Source organism: Pandoraea morbifera (assembly GCF_902459575.1).
In the GTDB taxonomy this organism is placed as follows: Bacteria; Pseudomonadota; Gammaproteobacteria; order Burkholderiales; family Burkholderiaceae; genus Pandoraea; species Pandoraea morbifera.
Window position 1 is genome coordinate 143,272 of the sequence record NZ_CABPSD010000010.1, and the last position, 20,803, is coordinate 164,074.

Below are 20,803 nucleotides of genomic sequence, written 5' to 3' on the forward strand. Positions count from 1 at the left end.
GGCCCTCGGCCGTTTCGGCATGCGCTTAGGGCAGATCGGCGGCCTGAACGAGGAAGACCATGTCGTCGCCTGCGCTCGTGGCGAGCCAGGTCATCGGCAGATCTGGGAAGGCGGCTTCCACGAAATGCCGTTCGTTGCCGATCTCGACGACCAGCACCCCGTTATCCGTGAGGTGCTCGCGCGCGCCGGCAATGATGCGTCGGACCACATCCATGCCGTCTTCGCCGCCGGCGAGCGCCAGACGCGGTTCATGGCGATATTCGGCCGGCAGCACCTGCATCGACCCTTCGTTCACGTACGGCGGGTTGGTGATGATGACTTCGTAGCGCTTGCCCTTGGGCAGCGGAGCGTAAAGATCGCCGTGATGCAGCGCGATACGGTCTTCGAGACCGTAGTCGGCCACGTTGATGGTGGCGACTGCGAGCGCGTCGGCGGAAATGTCGACGGCGTCGATCCGAGCGCCCGGGAAGGTTTCCGCCGCAAGGATCGCGAGGCAGCCCGAACCGGTGCAGAGCTCCAGAACGTCGGCGACGTCGTCGGGATGGTCGACCCAGGGTTGCAGCGCGTCTTCGAGCAGTTCGCCGACGAACGAGCGCGGCACGATGACGCGCTCGTCGACGTAGAACCGGTGGCCGTGCATCCAGGCCTCGTTGGTGATGTACGACGCCGGCACGCGTTCGCCCGCGCGACGGTTGATGACCGACAGTGCGCGCTCAATTTCCTCGGGCAGCAAGCGGGCGTCGAGAAACGGGTCGAGTGTGTCGATCGGCAGATGCAGCGTGTGCAGCAGCAGGTAGGCCGCTTCGTCATAGGCGGTCGCCGTGCCATGGCCAAAGGCCAGTTGCGCCTCGGTGAAGCGAGAGACGGCATAGCGCAGCAGATCGCGCAGCGTGCGGAAAGGGTGAGTGGCTTGGGGTGTCATGATGAATGTCTCGTGCCGGTCGTTGTATCGGGCGCCTCAGGCCACCAGACGCGCCAACACCCCACGGTAGATGTTCTTGAGCGGTTCGATGTCGGCCACCGCAATGTGCTCGTCGATCTTGTGGATGCTCGCGTTGCACGGCCCGAACTCGATCACCTGCGGGCAGATGCGCGCGATGAAGCGGCCGTCGGAGGTGCCGCCGGTCGTCGACAATTCGGTTTCCAGGCCCGTTTCCTCGAGAATGGCACTCGAGAGCGCCTGCGAGAGGTCGCCACGCGGTGTGAGGAACGGCTGGCCGCTGATCGACCAGTCGAGCGTGTATGTCAGGCCGTGGCGGTCGAGTAGTTCGTGGACGCGCTTTTGCAGGCCGTCCGAAGTGCTTGCCGTCGAGAAGCGGAAGTTGAACATGACCGTCAGCTCGCCGGGAATGACGTTGGTCGCGCCCGTGCCGGCATGAATGTTCGAAATCTGCCAGGTGGTGGGCGGGAAATACTCGTTGCCGTTGTCCCACACGGTTTGCGTGAGTTCGGCGAGCGCCGGTGCAAACAGATGCGTCGGGTTCTTCGCCAGATGCGGGTAGGCGATATGGCCTTGCACGCCCTTGATCACGAGCTTGCCGGACATCGATCCGCGACGACCGTTCTTGACCATGTCGCCCAGGCGCTGGCTCGACGTCGGCTCGCCGACCACGCAGTAGTCCAGTCGTTCGCCACGCGCGCTCAGCGCCTCGACGACCTTCACCGTGCCGTCGGTGGCCGGGCCTTCCTCGTCGCTCGTGAGAAGGAAGCCGATGGAACCCTCGTGTGCCGGATGCCGGGCGACGAACTCCTCCGACGCGACCACGAACGCGGCAAGTGACGTCTTCATGTCGGCGGCGCCCCGGCCGTAGAGCATGCCGTCGCGATGCGTCGGTGCAAACGGGTCGGAATGCCATTGATCGAGCGGCCCGGTCGGGACGACATCCGTATGACCGGCGAAGACGAGGAGCTTGCCGTCGGTGCCGCGCGTGCCACGCTTGAGCGCCCAGAGGTTGGTCACGCCATTCGAGGCGATGGTCTCGCACGCGAAGCCGATCGCCTCGAGGCGCCGCGCGAGGATTGCCTGGCAGTCGCGGTCTTCGGGCGTCACCGAGTGACGGGCGATCAGTTGCTCGGTAAGCGCCAGCGTGGCGCCCTGGGAGGAAGTCATGAAGTCAGAATCGTGAAGCGTAGCTGTCGGGCGTGAAGCCCACGGAAACCTTGCCGTCGGCCACCAGTACGGGGCGCTTGATGAGCGACGGGCTTTCGATCATCAGGGCGCGCGCCGCCGACGCGTCGGCGGCCGCGGCCTGCTGTTCTGGCGAGAGTTTGCGCCACGTGGTGCCCTTGCGGTTGAGCAGGGTGGCCAGCGGTACCTGAGCCAGCCAGAGGTCCAGCAATGCGTCGTTCACGCCTGCCTTCTTGAAGTCGTGAAATTCGTACGCCACGCCGTGCGCGTCGAGCCATGTGCGCGCCTTCTTCACGGTATCGCAGTTGGGAATGCCGTAAAGCACTGCCGTCATCGCCTGAACTCCTGATGTCTCGGGACTGCAAAGTCGGAGGCACCGGTGCCGCGCGAGCGACAGCGATGCCCCGTCAAAGCCTCGCGGGATTACTCGCCGCGCAGCAGATCGTTGATGGCGGTCTTGGCGCGCGTCTGGGCGTCGACCTTCTTCACGATCACGGCGCAGTACAGGCTGTACTTGCCGTCCTTCGAGGGCAGGTTGCCCGGCACGACCACCGAGCCGGCCGGCACGCGGCCGTAGTGCACTTCGCCGGTTTCGCGATCGTAGATCTTGGTCGACTGACCCAGATACACGCCCATCGAGATTACCGAGTTCTCCTCCACGATCACGCCTTCCACGACTTCCGAGCGCGCGCCGATGAAGCAGTTGTCTTCGATGATGACCGGGTTGGCCTGCAGCGGCTCGAGGACACCGCCGATACCGACACCGCCCGAGAGGTGGACATTCTTGCCGATCTGCGCGCAGGAGCCGACCGTGGCCCACGTGTCGACCATCGTGCCTTCATCGACGTACGCGCCGATGTTCGTGTACGAGGGCATCAGCACCACGTTCTTACCGATGAACGAGCCGCGGCGTGCGACGGCCGGCGGCACCACGCGGAAGCCGCCACGGGCGAAGTCTTCCGCGGTGTAGCTGGCAAACTTGCTCGGCACCTTGTCGTAGAACTGGCTGAAGCCGCCGGCGGGCATCACGGCGTTGTCTTCCAGGCGGAACGACAGCAGCACGGCCTTCTTGATCCACTGGTTCACGATCCACTTGCCGTCATGCTTCTGGGCCACGCGCAGGGCGCCCTTGTCCAGCTCGGCGATGACGTGGGCGACGGCCTCACGTACGTCGGCGGGCGCCGACTTGGCCGAAATCTCGGCACGGTTTTCCCAGGCTTGATCGATGGTGGTTTGCAGTTGTTGCGACATGGCGAGAATCAGTTGCAGTTGGAATTAAAGGGATTGGCAGAACTGCACGATGCGCTGCGCGCCTTCGGTGCATTCGTCCACGTCGGCCACGAGGGCGATGCGAACATAGTGCTCGCCGGGGTTCGCGCCGTGTGCGGCGCGGCCCAGATACGAACCGGGCAGTACGGCCACATTGTATTGCGCCAGCAATCGACGCGTGAATTCCGTATCGGACAGGCCGGTCCTGGTGTCGACCTTGGCCCACAGGTAGAAGCCCGCATCCGGCAGGCGCACGTCGAGCACTTCGGCGAGCATCGGCGTAACGGTCTGAAACTTCTTCAGGTACTTGCTGCGGTTCAGGCGCACGTGGGCTTCGTCGTTCCATGCGGCCACGCTCGCCGCCTGCACGGCCGGGCTCATGGCACAGCCGTGGTACGTGCGGTACAGCAGGAATTTCTTGAGAATGGCGGCGTCGCCGGCTACGAAACCCGAGCGCATGCCCGGCACATTGGAGCGCTTGGACAGGCTCGAGAACACGACAAGGCGCTCGAAACCGCGGCCGAGCTGATGGGCCGCCGCGAGGCCGCCCAGCGGTGCGCGCTCTTCGTCGAAGTAGATTTCGGAGTAGCACTCGTCGGACGCGATCACGAAGCCGTACTCGTCCGAGAGTTCGAACAGGCGCATCCAGTCAGCCAGGCCCAGCACGGCGCCGGTCGGGTTGCCCGGCGAGCAGAGGTAGACCAACTGGACGTCGCGCCAGACGTCGGCCGGCACGCTGTCGTAGTCCGGCGCAAAATTGCGCGCCGGGTCGCTGTCGACGTAATAGGGCGTCGCGCCGGCGAGCAGCGTGGCGCCTTCGTAGATCTGGTAGAAGGGATTCGGGCACATCACGCGCGCGCCGGGCTTGCTGCCGTCGACGACCGCCTGGGCAAACGAGAACAGCGCCTCGCGCGAGCCGGTGACGGGCAGGACTTCGGTCGCCGGATTCACGTTGGGCAGCGCGTAACGGCGCTCCAGCCACTGCGCGATCGCCGCGCGCAGCGGCTCGCCGCCCGCCGTGGCGGGGTAGTTCGAGAGACCACCCAGACCTTCGATCAGCGCTTCCTTGATGAATTGCGGCGTTGGGTGCTTGGGCTCCCCGATGCCGAAGCTGATGGCCTTGTAAGCGGCGGCCGGCGTGACGTCCGCCACGAGCGACTTCAGGCGTTCAAACGGGTAGGGCTGGAGCTTGTCGAGTAATGGGTTCACGAGAATTCAAACAGACTCAGGGCTAGGGTTCGCGCCGCCGGTCAGGGCAGCGTTCACGGCAATTCGGGGCCGCATGCGGCGGCTGGGCGAGATTGGCGACTTTCTGGCGTCCGGGGCGTTTTGCGGCGACACATTCTCCGGGGCCGGGCGTGCTCACGTCGTCCGGGAGCACGGCGGCGGCCTTCCATCGCGCCTCGCTGATTCACGACATCACACGAGACGACGGGGAAAGGGGTTCCCGGACGCGCGCAAGAATGGCAAGATCGGCGAAGCGAAAATTATACCGTCACGGCGCGTCCAAAGCGCGAGCGGTGCGTAAATCAGCATATTCCGAGGCGCCAGTGGGGCAAGTCTGCGGAGTATCTCAGGTTTTTCAGGAGAGAGCAGTATGACCGTAGCCGGCAACGGCGCGCACGGCCCGGCTTCGACTTCCGGGGTCTCGTTGCGCACCCGGGCGGCACCCGCCCTGGCCATTCTCATCGGTTCGTCGGTGTGGGGCCTGGCCTGGTTTCCCTATCGCGTGCTGGCCCAGTGGGGTGTGGCCGCGGTACCCGCGCAGATATGCACCGCCGGCGTGGCACTGTTGCTGCTCACGCTCGTCTATCGCCGGTCGCTCGGCACGCTGCGCTGGTCGTGGCTGCTGGTGGGCGTGGCGTTCGCCGGCGGAACCACCAACGTCGCCTTCGTGTGGGGCACCACCCACGGCCATGTGATGCGGGTGCTGCTGCTCTTTTATCTGACCCCGGTCTGGACGGCGCTCTTCGCCCATGGGCTGCTCGGCGAGCGGGTCGGCTTGCGCGGGGGCGGGCTCATCGCGCTGGCGTTGGGCGGGGCGGGACTGATGCTCTGGTCGCCCGAGCTGGGCTGGCCAGTACCCAACAACGCGGGCGAATGGGCCGGCGCGATTGCCGGCGCGGCCTTTGCGCTCAACAACGTGCTGTTGCGCCGCGTGAGCCAGGCGTTGCCCGACGTGCGGGCGGAGATGCGAAGCTGGACCCTGTATCTCGGGTGCATGGTCGGCGGGCTGCTGGTCATGCCCTTCGACGGCGGTGTGCAAAGCGGGCACGCCGCCGTCTCGGTCCTGACATCGAACGCGGGCGCGGCGGCCGTCGCGCTGGCGCTGGGCTGCACGATCGCCCTGACCAACGTGATCGTCCAGTTCGGACTGGCGCGCGTGCCGGCGAACCAGGCGGCGCTCATCATGCTTTTCGAAATCGTGGTGGCGGCGATTTCCTCCTGGTGGCTGGCGAGCGAGGGATTGGGGGCCCGGGAAATCGCCGGCGGGTTGTGCATCGTGGCGGCCGGTGTGCTGTCAGGAATTTTGCCGGATTCGGGGCGTTGTAAATCCGCGACGGCGGGGGATGCGATGGTATGATGCGTACCGTCGTGATACCGCTGTAATCAGCAAGAAATGCGGCCTGCGCGCGCCAGCGCGCGCGAGGCCAGACAGGACCAGCTAGCGCGTTCCGCGTCTTTCCTCTCATTCAATGACCGAAAAAGCGAACCTGCCGTGCGTCTGACATCCATCAAACTCGCTGGCTTCAAGTCTTTCGTCGATCCGACGAACTTTGCGGTGCCCGGCCAACTGGTCGGCATTGTCGGCCCGAACGGGTGCGGCAAGTCCAACATCATCGACGCCGTGCGCTGGGTGCTCGGCGAGTCGCGCGCCTCGGAGCTGCGCGGCGAATCGATGCAGGACGTGATTTTCAACGGGTCGACCGCCCGCAAGCAGGCAAGTCGTGCCAGCGTCGAGCTCGTGTTCGACAACAGCGCCGGACGTGCTGCCGGGCAGTGGAGCCAATACGCCGAGATCGCCGTCAAGCGCGTGCTCACGCGCGATGGGACCTCCAGCTACTACATCAACAATCTTCCCGCGCGTCGCCGCGACATCCAGGACATCTTCCTCGGGACCGGCCTCGGGCCGCGCGCCTACGCCATCATCGGGCAGGGCATGATCTCGCGCATCATCGAGGCCAAGCCGGAAGAACTGCGCGTATTCCTCGAAGAAGCCGCGGGTGTCTCCAAGTACAAGGAACGACGTCGCGAAACCGAGAACCGGCTGCAGGACACGCGTGAGAACCTTACTCGCGTGGAAGATATCCTGCGCGAACTCGGCACCAACCTCGAAAAACTGGAATCCCAGGCCGTCGTGGCCAATCGGTTCAAGGACTTGCAGCGCGACGGAGAAGAGAAGCAGCAACTGTTGTGGCTGTTGCGCAAGAACGAGGCCCAGAACGAACAGGAGCGCCAGCAACGCGCCATCGAGTCGGCGCAGGTCGACCTGGAAGCGCAGATGGCGCGTTTGCGCGGGTCGGAGTCCGACCTCGAGACGCTGCGCGCCGCGCATTACACCGCCACCGATGCCGTGCAGGCCGCCCAGAGCGCCATGTACGAGGCGAATTCGGAGGTGAGCCGCCTCGAAGCGGAGATCCGTTACGTTGTGGAGTCGCGCAATCGCGTGCAGGCGCAACTGGCGGCGCTGACCTCGCAACGCGAACAGTGGCAGGCCCGCTGTGCGCAATCGGAAGAGGCGCTGGCCCTTGCCGAGGAAGAACTGGTCATCGCGGAGGAGCGGGCGGCGACGGCCCAGGATCAGGCGGCCGAACAGAACGACGCCCTGCCTGCACTGGAGTCACGCTGGCGCGACGCGCAGAACCTGCTCAACGAGCAGCGCAGCGAGATCGCGCAGGTCGAGCAGAGTTTGAAACTCGAAGCTGCGCACCAGCGCAACGCCGACCAGGCCCTGCAGCAACTGCAGCAGCGTCAGGAGCGCTTGCAAGGTGAGGCGCGTGGGCTCGACAAGCCCGACGAGGCCGAGCTGGAGATGCAGCGCGCCGAACTCGCCGAACATCAGGCGATGCTCGAGGATGCGCAGGCCGAGCTTGCCGAGGCGCAGGAACGGCTGCCGCGTCTGGAGGCGGAGCGCGCCGAGGCGCAGGCCCGGGTCCAGTCCGAGGCGGCGACCATCGCGCAGCTCGAGGCTCGCCTGAGTGCGCTCAAGCAGCTTCAGGAAAGCGTGCAGACCGAGGGCAAGGTGCAGCCGTGGCTCGACAAACACGAGCTGGCGCAACTGCCGCGACTTTGGAAGAAACTGCATATCGAGCCGGGCTGGGAAAACGCGCTCGAATCGGTACTGCGCGAGCGCCTTGCCGCGCTGGAAATCAGCAACCTCGACTGGGTGAAGGCCTTCGCGAGCGACGCTCCGCCGGCCAAGCTGGCGTTCTACTCGCCGCCGCCGGCCGCGCGACCACCGGAGGCGCCGGCCTCGCTGCGTCCGCTGCTCTCGCTGTTGCGCATCGACGATCCGGGCCTGCGCGCCGTGTTGCAGGAATGGCTCGGTCACACATACGTCGCCGACGACCTCGCACAGGCGATGACGGCCCGCGCGCAATTGCCCGAGGGGGCATCGATTGTCGTCAAGGCCGGGCATCAGGTCACCCGCGTGGGCGTGCAGCTTTATGCCGCCGACTCCGAGCAGGCCGGTTTGCTCGCGCGTCAGCAGGAAATCGAGAATCTCGGCAAGCAACTGCGCGCGCAGGCGCTGCTCTCGGACGAAGCCAAGTCGGCGGCCGTGCGTGCGGAAGCCGCCTACAGCCAGGCCGCCCAGTCGCTCACGGAGGTGCGCGGGCGCGCCGAGCGCGCCACGCAGCGCGTGCATGCGTTGCAGCTGGACGTACTCAAGCTGACTCAGGCCTACGAGCGCTATAACGCGCGCAGCTCGCAGATCGACGAGGAGCTGCGCGAAATCGCGGCCCAGATCGAAGAGCAACTGGCCATGCGCGCCGAGTCGGAAGCGAACTTCGAACACAGCGATGCCCGCCTTGCGGAATTGCAGGCTACGTTCGAAGACGGACAGCTGGAGTTCGAATCGCTCGATAGCCAACTGTCCGATGCGCGCAACCGCGCGCGTGAGCTCGAGCGCCTCGCGCAGGAAGCGACTTACGGGCAGAAAGGGATCGCGAGCAAGATCGACGAGCATCGCCGCAGTATTCAGACGGCATTGGAGCAGGCCGAGCGCCTGGTCGTCTCGATCGAGCAGGCGCAGGCCGAGCTCGCGCAAATCACCGAGCAGACGGCCGAGAATGGCTTGCAGGATGCGCTGGAGCTTCGCGCCGAGAAGGAAGAGATTCTCGGGGCCGCCCGCATGGAGCTGGAGGCCCTCACGCAGAAGCTGCGTCAAAGCGACGAGGAGCGTCTGGCGGCGGAGCGTGGGTTGCAACCGCTGCGCGACCGCATTACGGAATTGCAGCTCAAGGAGCAGGCCGCGCGCTTGAACCGCGAGCAGTTCGCCGAGCAGCTCACGACTGCGCAAGTCGACGAAGAGGCATTGTCGGCCAAGCTCACGGCGGATATGAAGCCGTCGTATCTGCAGGGCGAAGTCACGCGCATCAACAACGCCATCAACGCGCTCGGCCCGGTCAACATGGCGGCGCTCGAGGAACTGGAAACGGCGCGCGAGCGCAAGGTCTTCCTCGACGCCCAGTCGGCCGATCTGAACGACGCCATCGAAACGCTCGAAGGCGCGATTCGCAAGATCGACGAAGAGACGCGCGTGCTGCTGCAAGGCACGTTCGACGAAGTGAACAAGCATTTCGGCGAACTGTTCCCGATGTTGTTCGGCGGCGGCCAGGCAAAGCTCATCATGACCGGCGACGAAATTCTCGACGCCGGCGTGCAGGTTATGGCGCAACCCCCCGGCAAGAAGAACTCCACGATTCATTTGCTGTCCGGTGGGGAAAAGGCGCTCACGGCCATTGCGCTGGTGTTCGGGATGTTCCAGCTCAATCCGGCGCCGTTCTGTCTGCTGGACGAGGTGGACGCGCCGCTCGACGACGCCAACACCGAGCGCTACGCCAAGATGGTGGCGCGCATGTCGGACCGCACCCAATTCGTATTTATTTCGCATAACAAAATCGCGATGGAAATGGCCAATCAGCTCATCGGCGTCACCATGCAGGAACAAGGGGTGTCGCGGATCGTGGCGGTGGACATGGAGTCAGCGATCAATCTGGCCGAGATCGCCTGACCCCGCGCCCACGATGGAGAAGAGAGAGGAACGCCGCGCATGAATGAACTGCAGCTTAGTTTGATTGCCGCAGGGGTAGTGGTACTGCTGGGGGTAGTGGCATATAACGCCTGGCAAGGCAGCAAGGCGCGAGCGCGCATACCGCGTCGCATGCCGACCGACGGGACGGGAATCGATGCGACGGCCGGTGTGCCTGACGCGGACGACGACCGCCCGTTCATCGAACCCACGTTGTCGCCGCCGCGAGTGCCGGCGCAGTCGGGCGAGCGCCGCGAGCCGACGCTTGGCCCGGCGACGGTTGCCGGCACGTCCGTGCAGGACGCGTTTGCCATCAATGAAGACGCCTGGGATGCCCCGCCCGCCGCGCGCAAGCGCGCGGCACAGGAAGCGGCCGAGAAGGCCGCCGCAGGCGAGGCGGACGGCGTCATCGCTGCGCATGAGGCGAGCGTGCCGTCGGGTGACTCTCCCGCCACTCCCGCCACTCCCGCCACTTCCGCCGATTCCCATGCCGGTCGAGACGCCGCCAGCGACCGGGCACGCGATGCGGAACAAGCGGCCGTCGCCAGCGCGGTGGCGCGCATGGACGCCGAACTCGCCGCCGACGATACCGTTGACGCTGCGCCGGCGGGTGCCGCCGCGGCGGCAGCGGGTGCGCCGGACGCGGAACCCGCTGCACAGGCCGACGGCAACCATGCCACCGCCGCTGCCGTTGCTACCGTTGCTGCCCCCGATACCGCCGAGGCGTCCGCCTCGCCGGTCGCGCAGGCGATGCCCGCGGCTGCCACTCGCCCGGCGACGCCGAGCGGTCCGCCGGCGGTCATCGACGAGCGCATCGACTGCATCGTGGCGTTGCCGTTGGCGAACGTCATTGCCGCCGAGCGCCTCATGCCGTTGACCATGCGCATGCGCCGCGCCGGCAGCAAGCCGGTCAACATCGAGGGCCGAGCGGACGAGCATTCGCCGTGGGAACTGATTCGCACCGGCGGTCGCTACCATCAGCTCCGCATGGCCGTACAGCTCGCCAACCGGGCCGGGGCGTTGAATGAGGTCGAATTCTCCGAATTCTCGAACCTCGTCCAGACGCTCGCCGACGCCGTCGACGCATTGCCGGAATTGCCCGACATGATGGAGACGGTGGCGCGTGCGCGCGAGCTGGACAGTTTTGCCGCGCAATGCGATGCCCAGTTGTCGGTCAATGTGCTCTCGGATGGGGCGCCGTGGTCTGCCAATTATGTGCAGGCGGTGGCCACGCAGGACGGCTTGTTGCTCTCGCGCGACGGCATGCGCTTCGTGAAGCTCGACACGCGTCAGAACCCGGTGTTCATGCTGCAGTTCGGCGACACCAACTTCCTGCGCGACGATCTGACGTACAAGGGCGGCGATCTGATCACCATGCTGCTGGACGTGCCCGTGGCAGACGAAGATCTCCTTCCTTTCCGTCTGATGTGCGATTACGCGCGTTCCATCGGACAGCGCATCGGCGGGCGAGTGGTGGACGATCAACGTCGGCCGCTCTCGGATGCTGCGCTGCAAAACGTCGACAAGCAGCTTCTCAAGCTCTACGAACGCCTCGAGGCGCGCGGACTGCCTGCGGGCTCGCCCGTCACGCGCCGCCTGTTCAGTCAGTAAACGCGGGCTGGCAGGCGGCGGACGGTATCCGTCGCGCGCTGTCTGTTCGATGCACGCCGTTCACCGTCGGGTGAGCGGCGTTTTTGTTCCGAAGGAATCCCGCTGTCGACGGCGCGCAGGCGCGTGCGTCGAAGGCATAATGTTCTGAATTCCCGTACCCGAGTCTCCTCGCATGTCCCAAACTTCCGTTCCGGGTCAGGGCGCGAACGCCCATTTGTCTGACGATGCGACGGCCGCCGCCCAGCGCGCCGCCGAGCTGCGTCGCGAGCTGGCGCGACACAATCGCGCCTATTACGAAGAGGACGCCCCGCTGATTCCCGACGCCGAGTACGATCGGCTTTTCGCCGAACTCGTCGCACTCGAAGCCCGCTTCCCTGAACTGCAGCGTGCCGATTCGCCCACGCAGCGGGTTGGCGGCAAACCCGTGGAGGGGTTCGCTCCGGTCGTGCATCGCGTGCCCATGCTGTCGCTGAACAACGGCTTTGCCGACGAGGACGTCGAGGCGTTCGACCGTCGTGTGGCGGATGGGCTGCGCGATGCGAATGCGGCAGGTGCCTCCGGCGATTTGTTCGGCGCGCCGGTCGAATACGCGGCCGAGCTGAAGTTCGACGGTCTGGCGATCGCGCTGCGTTACGAGCGCGGTGTGCTCGTCCAGGCGGCCACGCGCGGTGACGGCACGACCGGCGAGGACGTGACCGCCAACATCCGCACCATCAAGAAGATTCCGCTGCGCCTGGAGACAGACGATCCGCCCGAGGTGCTGGAAGTGCGAGGCGAAGTGCTGATGTTCCGGGCTGACTTCGACAAACTCAATCGGATGCAGGAAGCCGCCGGCGAGAAGGTCTTCGTCAACCCGCGCAACGCGGCGGCCGGCAGCCTGCGTCAGCTCGATTCGAGAATCACCGCCAGGCGCCCGTTGTCGTTCTTTGCCTATGGGGTCGGGGAGCTGGTTGGCAAGCCGATGCCGGAAACCCATGCCGCGCTGCTCGATTGGTACGTTACGCTGGGCATTCCGGTCAATGACCGCCGCGAAGTGGTGCAGGGGGCGGGCGGGTTGCTCGCGTTCTATCGGGCGGTGGGCGAGGCGCGTCCGTCGCTGCCATATGACATCGACGGCGTGGTCTACAAGGTCAACCGACGCGACGAGCAGGACCGGCTCGGTTTCGTGTCGCGCGCGCCGCGCTTCGCACTGGCGCACAAGTTCCCCGCGCAGGAGGCGCTCACGACGCTGCTCGACATCGAGGTGCAGGTGGGGCGCACGGGGGCGATCACACCGGTGGCGCGTCTGGCGCCGGTCTTCGTGGGCGGGGCGACGGTGACGAACGCCACGCTCCACAACGAGGACGAAATTCGGCGCAAGGACGTCATGATCGGCGATACCGTGATTGTGCGCCGCGCGGGGGATGTGATCCCGGAAGTGGTCGGTTCGGTGCTGGAGCGACGTCCTGCCGACGCGCGGGCGTTTGTCATGCCGACGGAGTGCCCGGTGTGCGGTTCGGCGATCGAAAAGCTGCCTGACGAAGTCATCGCGCGTTGCACGGGCGGGTTGATTTGCGCCGCGCAGCGCAAGCAGGCCTTGCTGCACTTTGCGCAGCGCCGCGCGCTCGATATCGAGGGACTTGGCGACAAGCTCGTCGAGCAACTTGTCGACCAGCACATCATTCGCACGCCTGCCGATCTGTTCAAGCTCGGCGTGGCCAAGCTGGCGGCGCTCGATCGCATGGCCGACAAATCGGCGGCCAATCTGGTGGCGGCGCTGGAGGCGGCGCGTCATACCACGCTCGCGCGCTTCATCTTCGCACTGGGGATCCGGCACGTGGGGGAGGCGACGGCGAAGGATCTCGCCCGGCATTTCGGCACGCTGGACAATGTAATGGCAGCGTCGACCGAGGAACTGCTCGCCGTGCCCGACGTCGGACCCATTGTGGCCCAGTCCATCGCCAATTTCTTCGGCGAGCCGCATAATGTCGAGGTGATCGAGCAACTGCGTGCGGCGGGCGTCACCTGGCCCGAGTCGGAACCTGCGGCGGCGGCCCCGTTGCCGTTGGCCGGCAAGACTTTCGTGCTGACGGGGACGCTGCCCACGCTCTCGCGCGACGAGGCGAAAGCGATGCTCGAAGAGAAGGGCGCGAAGGTGGCCGGTTCGGTTTCCGCAAAAACCGATTATGTCGTGGCGGGAGCCGAGGCAGGGAGCAAGTTGGCGAAGGCCGAGTCGCTCGGCGTGCCGGTGCTCGACGAAGACGCTATGCGCGCGATGTTGGCCGCGCTTTGATGTGAGGACTCAATCGATGATTCGCGACATTCTGAAGATGGGCGATCCGCGCTTGCTGCGCATCGCCAAGGCCGTGGAGCATTTCGATACGCCCGAGTTGCATGAACTCGTCGCCGACATGTTCGACACCATGAAGCACGCGAACGGCGCGGGACTGGCCGCGCCGCAGATCGGCGTCGACCTGCAAGTGGTGATCTTTGGCTTCGAGCACAACGAGCGCTACCCCGACGCCCCCGAAGTGCCGGAGACCGTGCTCATCAATCCGGTGATCACGCCGTTGACGCAGGACATGGAAGAGGGCTGGGAGGGTTGCCTGTCGGTTCCCGGGTTACGAGGCATGGTCAATCGTTATTCAATGCTGCGCTATGAGGGTTTCGACCAATACGGACGTGTCATTGATCGCGTTGCCGAGGGATTTCATGCGCGGGTGGTCCAGCACGAGTGTGACCACCTCATCGGTAAGTTGTATCCAATGCGCATTACCGACTTCAGCAAGTTTGGCTTTACCGAGATCCTGTTCCCGGGGCTCGATCCGAAGAGCGATGACTGAATTGTCGCGTCGATATCGGACGCCGTGACTGATCGAACGGTGGTCGATGACCTGACGCCGGGTCCGTGCGGTGAGGTCGGGTGCCGAGCGTTGCGCCGACGCTTAGTGAGGACGGCGCGACGTCACACCGGAGTACCCGGCAAATGGCCGAAAAAAAGCCCGCCTTTTGGCGGGCTTTTTCATCGGCGAGATCGCCTTTTCGCTCAGAATCCCTCGCCGGCGCGAAGATAGCGCCACTCGCCGACGGGCAGGTTGCCGAGCGCGATACGCCCCATGCGAACGCGCTTGAGCCCCGTGACGTGTAGGCCGACGAGCTCACACATCCGACGGATCTGACGCTTCTTGCCTTCCTTGAGCACGAATCGCAGTTGCTCCGGATTCTGCCAGTCGACCTGCGCCGGCTTGAGCGGCTGGTCGTCGAGCGACAGTCCATGGCGCAGCAGCGCCAGACGATCGGCCGGGAAATGCGCCTGAACGTTCTGCGAATGCTCGTTGTAGGACACTCGCACGAGATACTCCTTTTCGATCTCGGAGTCTTCGCCGATCAGTTGTTTGGCGATGCGTCCGTCCTGCGTCAGGACGAGCAGACCGGTCGAATCGATATCCAGACGTCCGGCCGGCGCCAGGCTGCGCAGGTGCGATGGCGAGAAGCGCACGCCGGCATCGTCCTCGGCCCAATGATGCTCTCGCGTGACCAGAACGACGGCGGGTTCGTACCCGTCTTCCGCTTGCCCGGAGACATAGCCCACGGGCTTGTGAAGCAGGATCGTGACGCGGCTGGCCTGCTCCTTGTGCGCTGCCTGGACAACCGTGATTTCCTGCGTCGGCAAAATCTTCGTGCCGAGCGCCGTCACGACCTTGCCGTCGACGCGCACCCATCCCTTCGCAATCCACTCATCCGCCTCACGTCGCGAGCACAGGCCAAGCTCCGACATGCGCTTGGACAGGCGGAGTGAGCCTGCCGCATCGTGATGGATCTTGATGTCGTCATCGTCATCGTCATCGCGTTCGACGCGCGCTGCGCGTGTGGGACGCGCCGGGCGCGCGTCGCGGTCCTCGCGGGCGAAACGGCCTCGTGGCGCATCTTCGCCGCCACGTTTGGCAGGGCGGGTGTATTCACCCCGTGCACCCTGTGCACCCCGTGCGTCACCTTCACCGGCGCGACGTGGACGGTCTTCGTCGAAGCGGCGTGGGGCGCGGTCGTCGGCGTCGCGTTTGATCGGGCGGGTGTATTCACCCCGAGCACTCCGAGCACCCCGTGCGTCGCCCGCACCGGCGCGACGGGGCCGGTCTTCGTCGAAGCGGCGTGGGGCGCGGTCGTCGGCACCACGTTTGCCTGGACGGGCGTATTCACCCCGAGCACCCCGTGCGTCACCTTCACCGGCGCGACGTGGACGGTCTTCGTCGAAGCGGCGTGGGGCGCGGTCATCGGTGCCGCGTTTGATCGGGCGGCCGAAATCGCCTCTTGTGCCACCTTCACTGGTGCGACGCGGGCGATCCTCGTCAAAGCGGCGTGGCCGATCCTCGTCGAAGCGCCTCGGCGTGCCCTCGGCGCCACGGACCGCGCGGCTGCCGGCCACGCGCTCGCGCTGGCCTCGTTGGGGTGGGCGATCCCCTGTCGCACGCTTCTCGTACGGCTTGGCCGCATGGGGCGCAGATTTGCGCGGGGCAGCGGTATTGCCGACGGGGCGCCGCGCGCCTGCCGGCGCCGACGCGTCATCCGCCGGGCGCGGGCGCGCAGGCTTCGCAGCGGCTTTCTTCGTGCCGCCGGCGTCGAGCATCGACGCGGGCACCGCCTTGGTCGGACGACGCAAGGCGCCCGACGAACGCACGGGAGCGCGCGTCTTGTCGAGGGTGCGGGGGTGTTTGGCGCTCAGTTTGGCGCGCGGGGTATCGCTCATGGTTCCAATGCTTCGAGTAATTCGGTCTCGACGGCAATCTGCAGGCGATTATCCTGCAAGCGGCTGCCGTCGAGCAGGAACGTGTCTTCAACACGTTCGCCGAGGGTATTGATACGTGCGGTGCGCACGCTCACGCCATGACGCGCAAGCACGCGTGCAACCGCGTAGAGCAAGCCGGTACGGTCGTTGGCCGACACCGACAGCAGGTAGTACTGACCACGCTCGTCTGGTCGCAGATCGACGCGCGGTGTGACGGGAAAGCTGCGTGAGCGACGCGGCAGCCGTCCCTTGCTCGGCTCGGCCAGGGGCTCCGCGCGCGTGAGCAGAGACACCAGTTCGCTTTCCACGAGATTGATGATGTCGCGATAGCTGGTGTCCAGGCCGGGGTCCGTCAGCAAGAAGCTGTCCAGTGCGAAGCCGTGGCTGGTCGTGTGCACCTTCGCGTCGAGAATCGACAGCCCCTTGCGCTCGAAATAGCCGCAGATGCGCGCGAACAGGTCGACCTGATCGCGCACGTAGACCATCACCTGCAGCCCCTCGCCGATCGGCGAGGGTCGCGCCTTGACGATCGGTGCCGGGCTCTCGACGTGTCGCCACAGATGGCGCGTCTGCCACGCAACGTCCGCAGGATCGTTGCGCAGGAAGTAGGCGACATCCAGCGTATTCCAGAGCGAGTCCTGAGCGCGTTCGGGTACCGTATAAAGCCGCAGCAGGCCTAGGGCTTCTTCCTTGCGGGTCTTCAACTGCGAATGCGGATCGGGGTTGGCGCCGCCTAGCACCTGCAACGTCAGGCGGTAGAGGTCCTCGAGCAGTTTCCCTTTCCACGCGTTCCAGACCTTCGGGCTCGTGCCGCGAATGTCCGCTACCGTCAGGAGATAGAGCGCGGTCAGGCGTCGCTCGCTACCGACCTTCTCGGCGAAGCGGCGAATGACGTCGGGGTCGGTGGTGTCCTGCTTCTGTGCGACGGTGCTCATCGTCAGATGCTCGCCCACCAGCCAGACGATCAGATCGGTGTCCTCCTTGTCGATGCCGTGACGGGTGCAGAAACGCCGTGCGTCGACCATGCCCAGCGTGGAGTGGTCGCCCCCGCGTCCCTTCGCGATGTCATGGAACAGCGCGGCGACGGTCAGCACCCACGGCCGGTCGAAGTTCGCAATCAGCTGGCTGCAGAACGGGTATTCGTGCGTATGCTCCGCAACGGCGAAGCGACGAATGTTACGCACCACCATCAGGATGTGCTGATCGACCGTGTACACGTGGTACAGGTCATGCTGCATCTGACCGACCACGCGGCGGAAATTGATCAGGTACCGTCCGAGCACGCTGGTCTGGTTCATCAGTCGCAGGGCGTGCGTGATCCCTTGCGGTTGCTGAAGGATCGCGAGAAACGTGCGACGGTTTTCGGGATCGGTGCGCCATTGCGCATTCATCAACTCCCGGGCGTTATAGAGCGCGCGCAGGGTTCTTGCCGAGAGGCCCTTCACGCCGACGACCTGTTCGTAGAGCAGGAATGTCTCGAGAATGGCGTTCGGGTGGCGCTGGTAGAGTTCGTCATCGACGATCTCGATCATGCCCTGCTTTTCGACGAAGCGTTCGTTGATCACGCGCGTCACACCGCTCGTTTGCGGAAACAGCCGGGCCTCGACGTTGAGCAGCAGCACGGTATTGAGCTGCGAGACCGCCTTGGCCGCCCAGTAGTAACGGCGCATGAGCTGCTCGCTGGCGCGCTTGGTCGTGGTTGCGTCGAACCCCAGGCTCTGGGCGAGCGGCGTCTGCATGTCGAACACGAGCACGTCCTGGCGACGGCGCGCCAACAAGTGCAACCGCGCGCGCAGACCCTTCAGAAACTGTTCGTTGCGGCGCAACTCCTTGAGTTCGCGATCGGTGAGCAGGTCGCGCGCAAACAGTTCCGACCAACTGTTGCCGAGCCCCGCGGCCTTGGTCATCCACAGGATGACCTGCAGGTCCCGCAACCCGCCGGGGCTCTCCTTGCAGTTCGGCTCGAGGCTGTAGGGCGTGTCCTGGTATTTCGCGTGGCGCTGACGAATCTCCAGTTGCTTGCTGCGGAAAAATGCCAGGGGATCGAGATCGACGGCGAAGCGCTGCTCGAACGCCTCGAAAAGGGCACGGTCGCCGGTGATGAGGCGCGCTTCGAGCAGACTCGTCTGAACCGTGATGTCGGCCTGCGCCTCGCTCAGGCATTCGTCGACCGTACGTACGGAAGACCCGATTTCGACGCCGATGTCCCAGAGGAACCCGATGAACGGCTCCACATGAGACGCGAGCGCGTCGCCGTCAGTGCCGCGATGCAGCACGAGAATGTCGACGTCCGAGTACGGATACAACTCGCCGCGTCCGTAGCCGCCCACGGCCACGAGCGCGAACTCGCCCGGCATATGACACTCGGCCCACGCTTCGCGCATGGCCTGGTCGACGGCCTGGCACAGGCCGTGCAGGAGCACGTCGATCTTGCCGTGCGCGGAGAATCGCTCGACGAGCTCGGTCTTGCGTTCCTTGAGCGCCTGACGTAGCGGAGAGGGGGCGTGCGCACGTGCGTGCATGACGGCTTCCTGGGGTGAGTAATCGGGTCAGGCCGGGCGGCCGCCGGAATGCTCGGCGACCGGACGTTCAAAACGGTGTTGCGGCGACGACACGACAGCGTTCGGGGTGGTTGCCGGTCGCTGGCGGACGTTGGCGGCTCAGGCGGCAGTCGCGAACGACGTGACAAACGAAGAACCGGGCGGCGGCGGCGGGGTGAGCGCCGAGCGCGTAAGCACCTCATGACCGGTTTCCGTCACAAGCACGGTGTGCTCCCACTGTGCCGACAGGCTGCGATCGCGCGTCTTGACCGTCCATTGGTCAGGCATCGTTCGGATCTCGCGCTTGCCGGCGTTGATCATCGGCTCGATCGTGAAGATCATGCCTGCCTGCAGTTCCAGCCCGGTTCCCTGGCGGCCATAGTGCAGGATCTGCGGATCCTCGTGAAAGACCTGACCAATGCCATGTCCGCAATACTCGCGCACCACACTGTATCCCTGTGCTTCCGCATGCGTCTGGATCGCCTGGCCGATGTCGCCGAGATGCGCGCCGGGCCGGACCTGATTGATGCCGAGCCACATGCATTCGTAGGTGACCTGGGCAAGACGCCTGGCGAGAATCGAACCCTCGCCGACGATGAACATGCGGCTCGTGTCGCCGAAATAACCGTCCTTGATCACGGTGATGTCGATGTTCAGCGCGTCGCCGTTCTTGAGCGTCTTGTCGCCGGGAATGCCATGGCAGATAACATCGTTGACCGAGATGCAGGTCGCCTTGGGGTAGGGCGGATAGCCGGGCGGCTGATAGTTCAGCGGCGCCGGCACGGTGCCCTGTTCCTTGATCATGTACTCGTGGCAAAGCCGGTCGAGTTCCCCGGTGGTGACGCCGGCACGTACGTGCGGCGTAATGAAATCGAGCACCTCGCTGGCCAGGCGGCAGGCGACGCGCATCATTTCAATGTCGTGGGCATTCTTGAGGGTGATGGCCATTGCGGAATCGGGCAAATTGCGGAAACAGTGCTGCATTATCGCATCAATGAACGGTTTCCGCCCCGTCGGGCGCGGATTTCGGCGAATTCCGAGGTGGGTTTTCCGTGGTTCCGATCGGACGCCTTGATCTCGGGGCAAACCGGCCGGAATGCCGCGCATGCCGGGGATTTCGGGCGCCTCGTCGGGACTTTACGCGTCACTTGAGTGCAGCCATGCTGCGATGCTATAATCTCGGGCTAAGTCGAGGACGAGTTGTCAATAAACCCGAGGGTTTCCCCTTGGTTTTCAAGGGTCTTCACCGAATTTTTCGGGGTGTTTCGCCCCAATGTGGTGCCGAATGGCGCCGCGCTCGGTGAGGTTCCGGGTGGCATCGAACGCCATCGGCTTGGAAATTTTGAAATCGCGGGCCGGCGCACCCAGGGTGCCCGAACTTCGCGGACGGGTCATGCAAAGCTGTATGACAGTCCGACGAAACGGGTACGGCAGCCGGTCTAAGACCCAACCCTCACGGAGAATCACATGTCTGTCACGATGCGTCAGATGCTGGAAGCGGGCGTCCACTTTGGTCACCAAACCCGTTTCTGGAACCCCAAGATGGCCCCCTATATCTTCGGCCATCGCAACAAGATTCACATCATCAACCTCGAAAAGACGTTGCCGATGTACCAGGACGCACTGAAGTACGTGCGTCAACTGGCGGCAAACCGCGGCACGATCCTCTTCGTGGGCACGAAGCGTCAGGCCCGCGAAATCGTCGCGGAAGCCGCAACGCGTGCCGGCATGCCCTATGTCAACAACCGTTGGCTGGGTGGCATGCTGACGAACTTCAAGACCCTGAAGTCGTCGATCAAGAAGCTCAAGGACATGGAGCAGGCTCTGGAAGCCGGCGAGCAAGAGCGCATGAGCAAGAAGGAAGCGCTGCTGTTCGATCGCGAAATGGCCAAGCTGCAGAAGTCGATCGGTGGCGTGAAGGAAATGGGCGGCATGCCCGACGCCATCTTCGTCGTCGACGTCGGCTACCACAAGATCGCCATCACCGAAGCCAACAAGCTGGGTATTCCGGTGATCGCCGTGGTCGATACGAACCACTCGCCGGACGGCGTGGACTACGTCATCCCGGGTAACGACGACTCGAGCAAGGCAGTCGAGTTGTACGTTCAGGGCGTTGCCGACGCGATCCTGGAAGGCCGTGCAAACGCCGTCAAGGAAGTCGTGGAAGCCGTGCGCGGCGACGGCGACGAGTTCGTCGAAGTGAACGAAGAGGCGTAAGCGGCCACCGCTGCGTAACAAAA

14 protein-coding genes are annotated in these 20,803 nt (G+C 65.0%); 6 read left to right on the forward strand and 8 right to left on the reverse strand.

Features of this window, described 5'->3' with window-relative positions; all coding sequences use genetic code 11:
- Nucleotides 1-25: 25 nt before the first annotated feature.
- From prmB to dapC, 5 genes are all read right to left on the reverse strand, one after another.
- Nucleotides 26-922, reverse strand: coding sequence for a 50S ribosomal protein L3 N(5)-glutamine methyltransferase (gene prmB / locus PMO31116_RS17040; protein WP_150567778.1), 897 nt, complete (start codon nt 920-922; stop codon nt 26-28).
- 36 nt (nt 923-958) lie between these two features.
- On the reverse strand, nt 959-2,110 hold the full coding sequence (gene dapE, locus PMO31116_RS17045; RefSeq protein ID WP_150567779.1) for a succinyl-diaminopimelate desuccinylase: 1,152 nt from the start codon (nt 2,108-2,110) through the stop codon (nt 959-961).
- Between the two features lie 4 nt (nt 2,111-2,114).
- Nucleotides 2,115-2,462: an ArsC family reductase gene (locus PMO31116_RS17050; RefSeq protein WP_150567780.1), complete on the reverse strand. Its 348-nt coding sequence runs from the start codon at nt 2,460-2,462 to the stop codon at nt 2,115-2,117.
- 89 nt (nt 2,463-2,551) lie between these two features.
- A complete protein-coding gene (gene dapD, locus PMO31116_RS17055) occupies nt 2,552-3,379 on the reverse strand; it encodes a 2,3,4,5-tetrahydropyridine-2,6-dicarboxylate N-succinyltransferase (RefSeq protein ID WP_023596259.1) in 828 nt (275 codons plus the stop codon).
- A 24-nt stretch (nt 3,380-3,403) separates the two neighbouring features.
- Nucleotides 3,404-4,606, reverse strand: a complete 1,203-nt coding sequence (gene dapC, locus PMO31116_RS17060; RefSeq protein WP_150567781.1) for a succinyldiaminopimelate transaminase — start codon at nt 4,604-4,606, stop codon at nt 3,404-3,406.
- Nucleotides 4,607-4,994: 388 nt separating this feature from the next.
- Between dapC and PMO31116_RS17065 the strand changes: the two genes are divergently transcribed.
- The 5 genes from PMO31116_RS17065 (at nt 4,995) to def (ending at nt 14,083) form a co-directional block, all read left to right on the forward strand.
- A complete protein-coding gene (locus PMO31116_RS17065; RefSeq protein ID WP_150567782.1) occupies nt 4,995-5,981 on the forward strand; it encodes a DMT family transporter in 987 nt (328 codons plus the stop codon).
- Between the two features lie 135 nt (nt 5,982-6,116).
- Complete coding sequence (smc, locus tag PMO31116_RS17070) at nt 6,117-9,632, forward strand: chromosome segregation protein SMC (RefSeq protein ID WP_150567783.1); 3,516 nt, start codon at nt 6,117-6,119, stop codon at nt 9,630-9,632.
- Between the two features lie 39 nt (nt 9,633-9,671).
- Nucleotides 9,672-11,261, forward strand: coding sequence for a cell division protein ZipA C-terminal FtsZ-binding domain-containing protein (locus tag PMO31116_RS17075; protein ID WP_246185344.1), 1,590 nt, complete (start codon nt 9,672-9,674; stop codon nt 11,259-11,261).
- 172 nt (nt 11,262-11,433) lie between these two features.
- Nucleotides 11,434-13,533, forward strand: coding sequence for an NAD-dependent DNA ligase LigA (ligA, locus tag PMO31116_RS17080; RefSeq protein WP_246185345.1), 2,100 nt, complete (start codon nt 11,434-11,436; stop codon nt 13,531-13,533).
- Nucleotides 13,534-13,549: 16 nt separating this feature from the next.
- Nucleotides 13,550-14,083, forward strand: coding sequence for a peptide deformylase (gene def / locus PMO31116_RS17085; protein ID WP_150567784.1), 534 nt, complete (start codon nt 13,550-13,552; stop codon nt 14,081-14,083).
- 203 nt (nt 14,084-14,286) lie between these two features.
- Here def and PMO31116_RS17090 read toward each other — a convergent pair whose 3' ends face one another.
- From PMO31116_RS17090 to map, 3 genes are all read right to left on the reverse strand, one after another.
- Entirely contained in the window at nt 14,287-15,984 is a 1,698-nt protein-coding gene (locus PMO31116_RS17090; protein ID WP_150567785.1) for a pseudouridine synthase, read from the reverse strand.
- Nucleotides 15,981-18,545 (reverse strand): [protein-PII] uridylyltransferase, encoded by a 2,565-nt coding sequence (locus PMO31116_RS17095; protein ID WP_150567786.1) that lies wholly within the window; start codon nt 18,543-18,545, stop codon nt 15,981-15,983. Before PMO31116_RS17095 ends, PMO31116_RS17090 begins: the two co-directional genes overlap by 4 nt.
- Nucleotides 18,546-18,683: 138 nt before the next feature.
- Entirely contained in the window at nt 18,684-19,511 is an 828-nt protein-coding gene (gene map, locus PMO31116_RS17100) for a type I methionyl aminopeptidase (protein WP_023596250.1), read from the reverse strand.
- 519 nt (nt 19,512-20,030) lie between these two features.
- Between map and rpsB the strand changes: the two genes are divergently transcribed.
- A complete protein-coding gene (rpsB, locus tag PMO31116_RS17105) occupies nt 20,031-20,780 on the forward strand; it encodes a 30S ribosomal protein S2 (RefSeq protein ID WP_023596248.1) in 750 nt (249 codons plus the stop codon).
- Nucleotides 20,781-20,803 lie beyond the last annotated feature (23 nt).

What these genes read in the sequence shown, in the direction of transcription:
- rpsB (WP_023596248.1), top strand. Translation starts at nt 20,031, where the DNA reads ATGTCTGTCACGATGCGTCAGATGCTGGAAGCGGGCGTCCACTTTGGT.
- dapE (WP_150567779.1), bottom strand. Translation starts at nt 2,110, where the DNA reads ATGACTTCCTCCCAGGGCGCCACGCTGGCGCTTACCGAGCAACTGATC.
- prmB (WP_150567778.1), bottom strand. Translation starts at nt 922, where the DNA reads ATGACACCCCAAGCCACTCACCCTTTCCGCACGCTGCGCGATCTGCTG.
- PMO31116_RS17075 (WP_246185344.1), top strand. Translation starts at nt 9,672, where the DNA reads ATGAATGAACTGCAGCTTAGTTTGATTGCCGCAGGGGTAGTGGTACTG.
- map (WP_023596250.1), bottom strand. Translation starts at nt 19,511, where the DNA reads ATGGCCATCACCCTCAAGAATGCCCACGACATTGAAATGATGCGCGTC.
- ligA (WP_246185345.1), top strand. Translation starts at nt 11,434, where the DNA reads ATGTCCCAAACTTCCGTTCCGGGTCAGGGCGCGAACGCCCATTTGTCT.
- PMO31116_RS17095 (WP_150567786.1), bottom strand. Translation starts at nt 18,545, where the DNA reads ATGCACGCACGTGCGCACGCCCCCTCTCCGCTACGTCAGGCGCTCAAG.
- PMO31116_RS17065 (WP_150567782.1), top strand. Translation starts at nt 4,995, where the DNA reads ATGACCGTAGCCGGCAACGGCGCGCACGGCCCGGCTTCGACTTCCGGG.
- PMO31116_RS17090 (WP_150567785.1), bottom strand. Translation starts at nt 15,984, where the DNA reads ATGAGCGATACCCCGCGCGCCAAACTGAGCGCCAAACACCCCCGCACC.
- dapD (WP_023596259.1), bottom strand. Translation starts at nt 3,379, where the DNA reads ATGTCGCAACAACTGCAAACCACCATCGATCAAGCCTGGGAAAACCGT.
- PMO31116_RS17050 (WP_150567780.1), bottom strand. Translation starts at nt 2,462, where the DNA reads ATGACGGCAGTGCTTTACGGCATTCCCAACTGCGATACCGTGAAGAAG.
- def (WP_150567784.1), top strand. Translation starts at nt 13,550, where the DNA reads ATGATTCGCGACATTCTGAAGATGGGCGATCCGCGCTTGCTGCGCATC.